This window comes from Dietzia timorensis, from assembly GCF_001659785.1.
In the GTDB taxonomy this organism is placed as follows: Bacteria; Actinomycetota; Actinomycetes; order Mycobacteriales; family Mycobacteriaceae; genus Dietzia; species Dietzia timorensis.
Genome location: NZ_CP015961.1, coordinates 3,034,222 through 3,046,493, shown reverse-complemented (window position 1 = coordinate 3,046,493; position 12,272 = coordinate 3,034,222). Strand labels below are relative to the sequence as shown.

The following is a 12,272-nucleotide window of genomic DNA, read 5'->3' as shown; positions in this document are numbered from 1 at the left end:
CGCTAGTTACCTCCCTCTTCGGAAGTAGAGGTGGAGCGCGAACCCGAAGTGGGTGGAGTCGAGGACTGCGGCTTCGAGGTGGACGAGGACAGCCCGGCGTCATCGGGCAGATCTTCGGAGTACACGGGGCGCGGCATCACGGGGTTCGACCCGTACTGGCTTAGCCAGGTGTTGTACATCTCGCGCCAGCGGCCGGAGTCGCGGATCCGCTCTAGCGTCGCGTTGACCTGCCGCACGAGCCCGTCGGTGTTGTCGTCGGGGCTGTTCGGCGGGATGCCGACGCCGTACGGTTCGGCGCCGACGTAGTCGCCGACGATCACGAGGTTCGGGTCCTGCGCGACCATGCCGGCGAGGATCGCATCGTCGGTGGTGATCGCGTCGACCTGCTCCTGCTGGATCGCGACGAGGCAATCTGCCCATGTGTTGACGCTCAGGACGGTCACGTCTCCGACGATATCGCGCAGCTTTGCCGCCGATGTCGTCCCCTCGGCCACGCACACTCGTTTGCCGCCGAGGTCGCTCAGCTGGCCGATATCCGAGCCGCGAAGGGTGAGAAGCCGCTGGTTGGCGCTGTAATAAGGAGCGGAAAAACGCACGTGTTCGCGCCGCTCGCACGTAATCGACATCGACTTGACCACCACGTCGACCCGGTGGTCCTGCAACGCGGCGATCCGTTCGCCCGAGGTGAGCGAGCGGAACTCGACGCGCTCGGGATCGCCGAAGATATCGCGCGCGATCTCCTTCGCGAGATCGACATCGAAGCCCTCGAGCTCCCCGGACACCGGATCGCGAAAGCTGAACAGGTTCGACCCCTGGTCGAGCCCGACGATGAGCCGGCCGCGGTCGTAGATCTTCGGCACGAGATCCTCGGCGTCGGCATCGGAGTCCGGCGGCAGCGTCTGGAACAGCTCGCAGTCGCCATTCGCCGGGTCGGGCAGATCGCCGAGCGACATCACCCGCGCATCCGCCGGCAGCGGAGGACCTGCCTCGACTGTCGGGATCGCGCCGGATGTGGTCGGAGCGCTGGATGACGTCGGAGTCGGCTCCTCCGCGGCGGGGTCCGGTTCGCCAGGTGAGCAGGCCGCGAGGCCCGCGCCGAGAAGCACCGCGCACGCGGCGGCGGATGCGGCGCGCCGAAGGACCGAGGGGCGCCCGGAGGCGCGCACGCCTGGGCGCGCGGCGAGCCCGCCGTCATCCATTCTGACCTGCCCGGAACCCATGATCCCCACCCTACAAATACTCGCGGATGCGCGGCGCGATACCCGCCACGCATGCGAGCAGCGCGAGGAAGGTGAGCGTGCGGACGGCATCCGGCGTGGTGTCGGAGGTGGCGCGGGCTTCGTCGATGACGGTGCGCAGGCGATCGCGAGCCTTCTCGATCGCCTCGACGAGTGCGGAGTCGAGCTCGTCGAACGCGGCCCCCGACTCACCCTCCTCGCGGCCCGTCGACGCGGCGATCGCGCCCTGATAATCGCCCTGCTGGTACAGCGAATCGGCGCGGCGCTGGGTCGCCTGCCAGTCGTCGAGGGAGTTGACGGCGTCGGTGATCGCGCCATCGGCGTCGAGGCCCGCGTCCGCGTTCGACCCGGACTCGAGGTACGCCGACAGCGTGCGGCGGATCTCCTCCATCTTCCGGGTGCGCTCGTCGGAAGCCGATTCGGGATCGGTGCGGCGGACGATGTCGAGGGTCTCTGTCGCGCGGGCCTGCTGTACCCAGATTCGGGCGCGGGTGAGCTCGCTCATCGGCGCGGCGCCCTCCGAGAGTCCGCGCGAATTGCCCGTCGCCATGACGAGGCCGCCGAGCATCGTCCACCCGAGGGCGATGACGACGAGGATCGTCGCCGCGGCGAGGCCGATGTTGAACTGGCGGCCTGTCGCCCGGCGCAGCCAGAACTGCAGCAACACGAGCATGGCGATGGCGATGGACAGCCAGATGAACGACAACCACGGCGGCGAGGACCACTCGCCGGAGAACTCCTGCACCGAGGACGATTGGTCGTCGAACAAGTCGGCGGCCGAGGGGAGGATATCGTCCTGCATCATCGCCGAGGCCTCCGCGAGGTACGCGGTGCCCACGGGATTGCCTACGCGGTTGTTCGTGCGCGCGGTCTCGACGAGGCCGGTGTAGGTGGTGAGCTTGGAATTGATCTCGGCGAGCATCTGTGACTGCCCGGACTCGGAGGTTTCGAGGCTCTGGGTGGCCGCGATGATCGCCGCCGCCGACGTGCCGATCGCCTCGTTGTAGCGATCGCGCAGTTCGGTCGACTCGACGCCGCCGGTGAGGAATGCGGTGTTGGCTGCCGAATCCGCGATCGACAGTGACGAATACAGCGTCTGGGAGGCGTTGGCGACGGGCTCGATCTCGGCGAGCAGCAGATCGCGCTGGGTCTTGCGATCCGAGGCCGTCTGCGCCGTGTACAGGCCGGTGACGAGCGTGATGAGAAGGATGACCAGCGTGAACGCCGTCATTTTTCCCGGGGTCGAACTAGTGCCCTTGAAGAAGCGGCCGAGTCGCGCGCGAAGGCCAGGGCGCTGCGATAGCGAGGTCGGCAGCACGGGCGCAGCTTGGGCCGTATCGGCCGTGTCCACTGCGGTCACGTCCCACCTCCTCAGGGCAACTGCGTCTGCTCTAGCCTAATGTGAATCGGCACCCCACGCGCGGCGTTACGCGTGAGACCTATGAGGTTAGTGTGATTTACCTCGGAAGCCCACCCGCCCGCACGATCTGACCCCATTTTGCGCCTCGCACCCCGCGCGCGGGCCGCTTCCGCGACTTTCCGACACACTGGGGAGGTGGGCCTCGCGCCGCGACCGAAGGTTGCGCGCGGTCGGGGCCGAATCGGAACCAACACGATCGACGGATGTGACCCATGGATTTGGCGGACGAAGGCGACGGTGGCGGCTGGGTGATCGGCCCGGATTCCCAGCGTCGCTGGGGGTTGTTCGGCGCGGCCGGGCTGCTCCTGCGCGCGCCGAGCCCCGACGATCCCGCCGATCCGCTCGTCCTGCTGCAGCACCGTGCGAAGTGGACCGCGTCCGGCGATACTTGGGCGCTGCCCGGCGGGGCCATCGACTCCGGCGAGACGCCCGCAGAGGCGGCCGCGCGCGAGACCTTCGAGGAAGCCGGCATCCCCGTGGGCGCGGTGCGGGTGCGCGGCGAGCGCGTGACCTCGCGGATGTCCGGCGTCCCCCGCCCGCGCACGCGCATCGGTTCGCTCCTCCACGACGGCTCTTTGCCAGACGGGATGAGCCGCTCGCGTTCCATCGAGTGGACCTACACGACGGTGTTCGCCGACCTTCCCGAGCCGCTCGACACGGTCGCCAACCACGAGTCGGTGGAACTGCGCTGGGTGCGCGAATCAGAGGTGGCGGGGTTCGATCTGATGCCCGCGTTCGCCGCGGTGTGGCCGTCGCTTCGCATGCGGCCGGTGTCGTGCGTCGTCGATGTCGCGAACGTGTTGGGCTCGCGGTCGAACGGCTGGTGGCGTGATCGCGCGGGGTACACGTCCGCGCTGCTCGGCGACCTCGCCGCGGCGGTGCCGTGCGCCCTCGCGCCGGACTCCACATCTGACGCCGGAGGTTCATGGCTCGCCCGGACCACCGTGGTCGTCGAGGGCGCGGCCAAGAAGGCCGAGTCGCCCGCCTCCCTCGTGCGGGTCGACGCGTCCGGCGAGGGGGACGACACGATCGTCGACGTGGCCTCGGCCGAGCTTGCGTCGGCCGGTCCCGGCAACGTCCTCGTCGTGACCTCCGACCGTGGCCTGCGCGATCGGCTGCCCGCGGGGATTTCGGTGCTCGGCTCCGGCGGATTCCTCTCGCGGCTGGGGTTGAAGTAGCGCCTGGAGCGCACACACCCTTCTGCGTGCTACAAACCGTCCTGAGTGTCGAATTTTCGTGTTCCTGGGGGCCGTTTGTAGCACTCAGGGCAGTTTGTAGGGCGGGACGACCACAGCGCTCCCAGAAGTCACGGCGGACGCACTCTCCCGAGGAGCGGGGCTAGAAACCGCCGAAGTTGTCAATTTCTAGTGTTTTCGCAGCGGTTTCTGGCATTTTCGACGGTTTGTAGCCGGCGGGAGAGTGATACACACCAACCTGAGGGGCTACGCACCAATCCACGGTAGAAAAATTCGTGTTCCTGGGTTGGTTTATAGGCCCATGCGCTGGTGTGCGTGCCCCGCGTTGGTGGGTGGCACCCCGGGCGAGTTTTAACGTGCGGCCGACGAGGACGGCATGGACAAGAGGAGCGGGTTCGACGCGAAAGGAGGTTGCTGGACGGCAAGGGATGCTGCCGACCCTAATCCTCCGCGGTCACGGCGGCGCGCATGTGCCGGGCGGCCGAGGTGATGTCGTCCGCCGCCGTCACCGCGCGAACGACAACAACGCGCGAGGCGCCGGCCGCGAGGACTTCGCCGACGTTCGATGCGTCGATGCCTCCGATCGCGAACCACGGCTTCGTGGCAGCGGACGAGGCGGAGGTGGCGGTCGCTGCGTGCTCGACCAGCGGCAGGCCGGGGGCTTCGCGGCCGGGCTTGGTCGGGGTCGGCCACGTGGGACCGGTGCAGAAATAGTCGACCTCGGGATCGGCGAGGGCCGCGTCGACTTCGCCGGCCGCGTGGCAGGAGCGGCCGATGATCGGCGAAGGCCCGAGGATGTCCCTGGCCACGGCCACGGGGAGATCGTCCTGGCCGAGATGCATCACGTCCGCCGAGACCGCGTAGGCCACATCGGCGCGGTCGTTGACTGCGAACAAGGCGCCGGCGGAGGCGGCCTCCTCGGCGAGAACGCGCAGCGCCGTCATCTCGTGGAGTGCTTCGAGGACGCCGAACTCGCGCTCTCCCGCCGACCCCTTATCGCGTAGCTGCACGATGTCGACACCGCCGGAGAAGGCGGCGCGGACGTCTCGGCGCAGCGCGGGGAAGTCGCCGGTCCAGCCAGCTTCGCGGGCATCGGCGTCCCGCTCGCGGCGCGCGTCGATACAGACGTAGAGGCGCGAGGCGGCGAGGCGTTCACACCGCCATGTACGCAGCGCGCCTGGGGCGGTGGGGCGCGGCGTAATCTGGGTGGCGGAATCAGCTTGGGACGGATCAGCTGGCATGGCTCAACCATACGGGGAGGAAATCGCGTTGGCCGAAGCACGGAAGGTCGCCGTCGTAGGCGGCTCGGTGATCGGTCTGACCATCGCGTTCCGCGCCGCGCGTGCGGGGTTCGAGGTGACGGTGTTCGACCCCGACGATTCCGGGCCCGCGGGAGTGCCGTCGCGGTCGGCCGCGTGGGTCGCAGGCGGCATGCTCGCGCCGTATTCGGAAGCGTGGCCGGGCGAGCCGGAGGCGCTGCACCTCGGTCTCGAGGCGCTGGCCGCGTGGCCCGCGCTGCTCGAGGAGCTGGCAGAGTACGAGAAGGGAACGCCGGGCGGAGAGGGCGCGGCCGGCGACGCGGATCCGTGGACTCGCGGGCGTATCCTCACCTCCACCGGATGTCTGCTGCTCGGCTGCGACGATGCCGATACCCGCGACCTCAACCTCGCCCTCGACTGGGCGCTGGAGACGACGGGCCGCGAACCGCAGAGCGGAGCGGACACCGTCGACCCGGCGACGCTGGGTGAGGCAGCAGACCAGCCGGTAGTGCGTATTACGCGCCGGCACATGCGCGCCCTCGAACCAGGACTGACCGGCCAGATTCGCAGCGCCTACTACATGCCGGGCGAGGGATCGATCGACAACCGGCGACTGCTCGGCGCGCTCCGTAGGGGAGCAGCGGCGGAAGGTGGGATGTTCGTGCGCCGGCGCATCGATGCGCTGGGAGATCTGGCGGGTGAAGGCTTTGACGCGATCGTCATCGCCGCCGGTGAGGGATCGACCCGACTTACCAAACTGCCCGTGCGCAACGTCAAGGGCGAAGTGTTGCGGATATTCGAGCGCCCCGGCTGTGAGCCTGCGCCCACGCACGTCGTGCGCGCGCAGGTGCGTGGCCGGCCACTGTATCTCGTTCCGCGGGATGGCGGCCTGGTCGTCGGCGCGACGCAGTACGAGCATGGCGAGGACCGTCAGGTCACCGTGGCCGGCGTGCGTGATCTACTCGCCGACGCCGAGACCGTATTCCCCGCGATCGGCGAGTACGAGCTGCGCGAGACCATCGCCGGCCTGCGGCCTATGTCCGCCGATAACCTGCCGTACATCGGGCCGATCCCGCAGGAGTTACTCCGAAGCGGAGAATCGGTGGCGCCGCTGGTCATCGCGGCCACGGGACATGGCAGGAACGGGGTGGCGCTGTCGAGCGTGACGGCCGAGGCCATCCTGGCCTACCTTGAAGGGGGAGCCGATGCGGTCGTATCAGAGGCGGTTGCGGCTGCTCATCCGGCGCGAATGATGCGCGGGGAGAAAGGACGTGAGGGCAAATGAGTTTTGATGTGGCAACAGGCACGATCGCTGTACGCGTGAACGGCGAGGCGCGCGAGGTGCCGGCCGGGTCGACGGTTGCGGATCTCGCGAGGATTCTGGACCTGCCCGATGCGGGCGTGGCGATTGCTGTTGATGACGATGTCGTGCCCGCGGCGCGCTGGGCGAAGGTGTCGCTGCGCGCGGATGCGCAGGTCGATGTGCTCACCGCGGTGCAGGGCGGATAGCGGCGTGGGGAACGAGTTCGCCGCCGGCTCGGCGGAAACCGATGCCAACCCGGGCGATGCGCTGCCGCCGCTGGTCATTGCCGGCGAGGAAGTGCCGTCGCGGTTGATCATGGGCACCGGCGGCGCCTCCAACCAGGAGATTCTGCGTGAGGCGCTGATCGCCTCGGGCACCGCGCTGACGACGGTGTCGATCCGCAAGGTTGACCTGCGCGCTGGCTACAACGGCGCCGGTCTGCTGCCGCTTCTCGGTGAACTCGGGATCCGCACGCTGCCGAATACCGCCGGGTGCCGCAGCGCGCGCGAGGCCGTGAAGACGGCGAAGATGGCGCGCGAGGCGCTCGGCACGAACTGGGTCAAGCTCGAGGTGATCGCGGACGAGCGGACACTGATGCCCGATGCGATCGAACTCGTGGCGGCGGCCGAGGAACTCGTCGACGAGGGTTTCGTCGTGCTGCCATACACGACCGATGATCCGACGGTGGCGCGTCGCCTGGAGGATGTCGGCTGCGCCGCCGTCATGCCGCTGGGTGCGCCGATCGGTACCGGGCTGGGCATCTGCAACCCGCACAACCTGGAGATCATCGTGGCAAATGCGGGCGTGCCCGTGGTGTGCGATGCGGGGATCGGTACCGCGTCGGACGCAGCGCTCGCGATGGAACTCGGCTGTGATGCGGTGCTACTTGCGACGGCCGTGACGCGCGCCGAGCGGCCCGCGCAGATGGCGCGGGCGATGCGGCTCGCGGTGGAATCGGGGTACCTCGCGCGGCTCGCGGGCCGGATCCCGAAGCGCTTCTGGGCGCAGGCATCGAGCCCTCCGCTCGACGACTAGCGCGAGCGCTTGCGGGCGAAGGGCGCTATTGCTCGCCGGAACCCGACAGTTTCGGGCGTCCGCCGCGTTGCGCGTAGAGCGCCCAGGCGAGGTAGCCGGCGCCGAACAGAATCAGCACGGCGGGTGCGAAGAATGCCGCCACAAAGCCGAGCGCGGCGATGGCGAGTGCCGCCATCCGAGTTCTCGGATGGTTGAGGTATTGCGCCAATGCTGCGATGAGCACGATCGCGATGGCGATCGGCGTGGCGATGCTGAAATAGATGTCCAAAATCGGCGGTTCCATGTGTCCACTGTTATCCGATTTAGTTGGGCTAAGGAAGCCTCAGTGCGTCCCAATTGATCTCGTCCTCGCCCGGCAAGTCTCGGGAAACGACGTCGGCGGCGTCCTGCGCGTTCAGGCCGAGCATCCTAAGGACGGATTCGGCCTGTAGATCGATTTCGTCCTCGCTGATCGGCGTTCGACCGGCGCCGAGACGATGCGCGGTGAGGCGAATCATCCCGAGCAGTGCACCGCCGACGGAGGCGAGATGAACCTCGGGGTCCATCGGCGCGAAGCGGCCGGATTCGATGCCTTCTGCGATGTCGTTCAGAGCAGCGGTTCGCAGCGGGAAGTCTTCTACGAGAAGCTCGGTGCCGCTCGCGAGCACGGGAGTGATCAGCGCGGCGTTATTGATAGCGAGCCTGCCGGTCAGGCGAAATGAACGTGCAAATACCTCGGCCGGGTCGGAGCAATCGGACGTGGCCTCGGCGATGGTAAGCGCGAACGCGTCGAGAATCTCGCGAACCGCCGTCGAATACAGCTCGTCCTTCCCTCCGGGGAAATGATTGAAGAATGAGCCGAATCCGACGCCGGCCTCGGCGGTGATCTCCCGAATCCCAACGCCTTGTCGTCCTTCGGCGAGCAACCGCATCGCCGCGGAAATAAGTGCTGACCGCGTCTTTGTGCGCCGCTTCTCGTGCCCGGCACCTGGAACTACTCGAGCGGAGTTCTGCGCTCCAGCCTCACGCGCCATTCGTCCTCCTCGCTTCCATGTATCGCCGGGCCACTTTCTTCCAGCAAGTGTATTCGGCCGATTCCCGCGGTCGGGGCTGCCGTCGGAACTCCATCCTTGACACGCTCAACACATTAGTTGATCATTTGATCAAAGAAAGTGATCGAACGATCAACTAAGGATCGAGCGCCACCCGGAGGACCTCATGGCAGCACTCAACGAACGCACGATTCGAGTAGGGGCGAGAGACCTCCACGTCGGCTCCACGGGGAGTGGACCGGCGGTCGTCCTCTTGCACGGCGGTGGCCCCGGCGCCAGTGGTGTGGCGAATTGGAGCCGCAACATCGACGCGCTCGCCGAACACTTCACCGTCCACATCCCGGACATGCCCGGCTACGGCAAGTCGACCAAGCACATCGAGCACGACGATCCCTTCGGTGACCTCGCCGCCTCGATTCGAGGGCTGCTGGACGAACTCGATATCGACAAAGCGCACCTCGTGGGCAACTCGTACGGCGGCGCCGCGGCGCTCCGCCTGGCTCTCGATCGTCCGGATCGGGTGAACCGCATGGTGCTCAACGGACCCGGTGGAATAGGCACCACCAAGGCTCCGCCGACCAAGGGGCTCAACGCGCTGCTGGGCTATTACGGCGGCGATGGCCCGAGCCGGAAGAAGATGGACGACTTCATCCGCACGTATCTCGTCGCAGACCCCGGGAGCGTCACCGACGACGTCATCGAGGGGCGCTACCAGGATTCCCTCGACCCGGAGGTCATCAAGAACCCGCCTCTGCGTCGCCCCTCCGGCAAGAACGCGCTGCGCACTCTGTGGCGTATGGATATCACCCGCGACCGTCGCCTCAAGTCCTGCGAGGTCCCGACCCTCGTCATGTGGGGAACCGAGGACAAGATCAATCGCCCATCCGGAGGACCCGCCCTCGCGCACACCATGCCCCACGCCGATCTATACCTGGCCTCGGGAATCGGACACTGGGTCCAATGGGAAGCGCCGGATTTGTTCAACACGATGGCCATTGACTTCCTCCGCGGTGAGGCCGGCCGATGAGCATCGACGCAGAAACCACCCAAGAGCACCCGGCCCCCGATGCCGACCTGTTCGGCGCGGTCAAGCTCGGCTACCTGGTTGTCGACACCATGAAGTTCGCGGACTGGCGCCGATTCGGTGCCGACGCGATCGGGTTGCACGTCGACGAGCTCACGCGCGACACCATGCGCTTCCGTCTCGACGAGCGCACGTGTCGCGTGCTCGTTCGTCGTGGCACTCGTGAAGATGTCGTCGCCGTCGGTTGGCAGGCCGACGACCACCACACTCTCGACACCATCCTCGCCCGCGTCAGAGCCGCCGGGCTCCCCGTCACCGAACCGTCCGCCGAGGAATGCGCCCTCCGCGGCGTCGATCGGCTTTATCGATTCCCCGGCCCCAACGGCCTCGCCTCGGAGGTCTTCGTCCGCGCTGCCGAAACCACCGAGCCTCTACGGATGTTGCAACAGGGGTTTGTCACCGGCGACGGGGGCATGGGGCACATCGCTCTCACCGCCCGCCACCCGGAACGTACCCGCGCCTACTACGACGCCATCTTCAACGCCCGGCTCTCGGACTGGATCCACGAGAATATCTCCGGCTTGATGATGCGCATCCGCTTCCTGCGCGTCAACGAACGGCACCATTCCATCGCCATCGCCGGCCTCCAGCGCCTTCGAATCAACCCGATCCCTACGGCTGTGCAGCACTTCAACACGCAGGTCGAGTCCCTCGACGACATGCTCGCCGCCTACGAGCGCGTCATCGCGCACGGCTTCAAGATGCAATGGAGCGTCGGTCAGCACACCAACGATCGCGAATTGTCCTTCTATGCGATCACACCGTCGGGCTTCGAGTGGGAGCTCGGTTGGGACCCCATTGTCTTCACGCCCGAACTCGAGAAAACGTGGGCGCCGCGTACCTATGACTCGATCTCGATCTGGGGCCACACCCAGGTCGGTGGCGTCATCGCGCAGCGTCTCGTGCAGGCGGGTTTCGGGGCGAAATCCCTTCTTGTTGACGACGAAGCGCTCGTTTTCGGAGAGGGAGGTAAGTCTCGATGAGCGCACAACCCGAAACCCCCGATTGCGACGTCTGCATCGTCGGTCTCGGCCCGACCGGGCTGATGATGGCTCACCTCATGGCCCTTCGCGGCCTTCGAGTCACGGTTCTCGAGCGAGAGCCCGAACGCTACGGGATGGCGCGTGCGGTCTACACCGATGACCAGTGCCTGCGGATCATGCAAACAGCAGGCCTCGTGGACGAACTCCACCGCGAAATGCGCGCCGATCTGCCCGTGCGTTGGCTCCGCAAGAGGGATTCGACGCTCGCCGTCATCCACGATCCGCGCCGCACCTACGGGTGGCCCACCGCCAACTTCCTCTACCAACCGGCATTCGAGGGCAGGCTCGAGGACGCGCTCGGCCGCTACCCGCAGGTCGAGGTTCTCCGCGGGCGCGAGCTCGTCGGCCTCGAGCAGGATGCGGACGGCGTCACCGCCCGCCACCAGGAATGCACCGGTACGGATTACGGAAAATCGTCCCCTCGACTCACCGAGGGGTCCCAGCAGGAGCTCCGCGCCAGATACCTTGTCGCCTGTGACGGCGGACGGTCGGCAGTCCGCGAGGACTTTCTGCAGATTTCGATGTCGGGTAAAGCGTTTCCGCAGCGCTGGCTCGTCATCGATCTGCGCGCCAAGGAGGGAGCCGAACCGTTCGCCCACCTGCCGTTCTTCGATTTCCACTGCGACCCCGAACTGCCCGTGGTGAGCTGCCCGCAGCCGTTCAATCGCCACCGCTTCGAGTTCATGCTCCACGACCACGACGCCACCGAGGACTTCGAACAACCCGGCAAGGCGTTGGAGCTTCTTGCCGATTTCGTCGACACCGATAGCGTCGTTCTCGATCGGCAGCTCGTGTACACGTTCAAGGCTCTCGTCGCCGATCGTTGGCGCGACCGCCGCGTGTTCCTTGCCGGCGACGCCGCGCACATGACCCCGCAGTTCATCGGCCAGGGCATGAACGCCGGGATCCGCGACGCCGACAATCTCTCGTGGAAGCTCGCCGAGGTCATCGGGGGCCACGCGGATCCCGTCATCCTCGACTCGTACGAGTCCGAGCGCCGTCCGCACGCCAAGGCGATGATGAACCTCTCGGTGCTCAACAAGGTCCTCGTGAGCACGGGGAACCCGGTACTCACGACGCTTCGCGACCGGGTCATCCCGGTAGCGCGCCGAACGCCGGGGGCGGCGACGTGGCTCCGCCAGTCGCGGATGAAGCCGCGCCCCCGTTTCCGGCGGGGCACTTTCGTTGGTCTTCCCCGCGCTGTCCATGCCCTCGATGGACAGCTGTTCCCGCAGCCGCCCGTGCGCGACGCGCACGGACACGCCGTCCGCTTCGACGACGCCATCGGTCATGGCTGGTCGGTAATCGGGATTGACGTCGACCCGCGTCGCCTGCTCGGCCTCTCCGAGCGCCAGGACTCTACGACGCCCGAGCCGACGTGGGTCGATCTTCTTCCGGCCGGTAGGTCTGCGGAGGTCGGCCCCGGCGTGCTTCCGCTGGAGCTCGCCGACTCCGAGGTATCCCGCTGGCTCGATAAACACGGAGTCATGGCCGGCTCCATCGTCGTGCTCCGCCCGGACAGGTTCGTGTGGGGAGTCGTTATTCCCGGCGACGACGAATCGTTCCGCCGAACCGTCGATTTTCTCACCACCATCCCTCCCGGCTTGCGCAGTCACCCGCGCACACCGCGCGCGGTCGCCGCGCAATCTCACTAAAGGGGATC

Annotated in this window: 12 protein-coding genes; 7 read left to right on the top strand and 5 right to left on the bottom strand. The window is 67.2% G+C overall.

All coding sequences use genetic code 11. The annotated features are described in order from the left end of the window. Positions 1-2 precede the first annotated feature (2 nt). Entirely contained in the window at positions 3-1,220 is a 1,218-nt protein-coding gene (locus tag BJL86_RS14110; RefSeq protein ID WP_232228995.1) for a glutamate ABC transporter substrate-binding protein, read from the bottom strand. 10 nt (positions 1,221-1,230) lie between these two features. Beyond that, the gene (locus tag BJL86_RS14105) at positions 1,231-2,598 is read right to left on the bottom strand and encodes an O-antigen ligase family protein (protein WP_067472887.1); all 1,368 of its coding nucleotides are present in this window, start codon (positions 2,596-2,598) and stop codon (positions 1,231-1,233) included. Positions 2,599-2,870: 272 nt separating this feature from the next. Between BJL86_RS14105 and BJL86_RS14100 the strand changes: the two genes are divergently transcribed. Further along, positions 2,871-3,836: an NUDIX hydrolase gene (locus BJL86_RS14100; RefSeq protein ID WP_067472890.1), complete on the top strand. Its 966-nt coding sequence runs from the start codon at positions 2,871-2,873 to the stop codon at positions 3,834-3,836. 458 nt (positions 3,837-4,294) lie between these two features. Here the strand turns inward: BJL86_RS14100 and thiE are convergent, their stop codons facing one another. Next, positions 4,295-5,095 carry a thiamine phosphate synthase gene (thiE, locus tag BJL86_RS14095; protein ID WP_082908399.1) on the bottom strand — a complete coding sequence of 267 codons (801 nt, stop codon included), beginning with the start codon at positions 5,093-5,095 and terminating at the stop codon, positions 4,295-4,297. Between thiE and BJL86_RS14090 the strand changes: the two genes are divergently transcribed. From BJL86_RS14090 to thiG, 3 genes are all read left to right on the top strand, one after another. Next, positions 5,094-6,398: an FAD-dependent oxidoreductase gene (locus BJL86_RS14090; RefSeq protein ID WP_067472893.1), complete on the top strand. Its 1,305-nt coding sequence runs from the start codon at positions 5,094-5,096 to the stop codon at positions 6,396-6,398. The genes thiE and BJL86_RS14090 overlap by 2 nt on opposite strands. After that, the gene (thiS, locus tag BJL86_RS14085; protein WP_231887156.1) at positions 6,395-6,622 is read left to right on the top strand and encodes a sulfur carrier protein ThiS; all 228 of its coding nucleotides are present in this window, start codon (positions 6,395-6,397) and stop codon (positions 6,620-6,622) included. The genes BJL86_RS14090 and thiS overlap by 4 nt, the downstream gene beginning before the upstream one ends. Before the next feature lie 61 nt (positions 6,623-6,683). After that, positions 6,684-7,451 (top strand): thiazole synthase, encoded by a 768-nt coding sequence (gene thiG / locus BJL86_RS14080; protein ID WP_257787309.1) that lies wholly within the window; start codon positions 6,684-6,686, stop codon positions 7,449-7,451. Positions 7,452-7,476: 25 nt separating this feature from the next. Here thiG and BJL86_RS14075 read toward each other — a convergent pair whose 3' ends face one another. After that, complete coding sequence (locus BJL86_RS14075; RefSeq protein WP_067472899.1) at positions 7,477-7,734, bottom strand: hypothetical protein; 258 nt, start codon at positions 7,732-7,734, stop codon at positions 7,477-7,479. Positions 7,735-7,762: 28 nt separating this feature from the next. After that, positions 7,763-8,464: a TetR/AcrR family transcriptional regulator gene (locus tag BJL86_RS14070; RefSeq protein WP_067472902.1), complete on the bottom strand. Its 702-nt coding sequence runs from the start codon at positions 8,462-8,464 to the stop codon at positions 7,763-7,765. Positions 8,465-8,648: 184 nt separating this feature from the next. Between BJL86_RS14070 and BJL86_RS14065 the strand changes: the two genes are divergently transcribed. From BJL86_RS14065 to mhpA, 3 genes are read left to right on the top strand one after another with little or no spacing between them, the layout of a single operon-like run. Then, positions 8,649-9,509 carry an alpha/beta fold hydrolase gene (locus BJL86_RS14065; protein WP_067472905.1) on the top strand — a complete coding sequence of 287 codons (861 nt, stop codon included), beginning with the start codon at positions 8,649-8,651 and terminating at the stop codon, positions 9,507-9,509. Beyond that, entirely contained in the window at positions 9,506-10,549 is a 1,044-nt protein-coding gene (locus BJL86_RS14060) for a VOC family protein (protein WP_067472908.1), read from the top strand. Before BJL86_RS14065 ends, BJL86_RS14060 begins: the two co-directional genes overlap by 4 nt. Next, a complete protein-coding gene (gene mhpA, locus BJL86_RS14055; protein ID WP_067472911.1) occupies positions 10,546-12,264 on the top strand; it encodes a bifunctional 3-(3-hydroxy-phenyl)propionate/3-hydroxycinnamic acid hydroxylase MhpA in 1,719 nt (572 codons plus the stop codon). The genes BJL86_RS14060 and mhpA overlap by 4 nt, the downstream gene beginning before the upstream one ends. Positions 12,265-12,272: the final 8 nt, after the last annotated feature.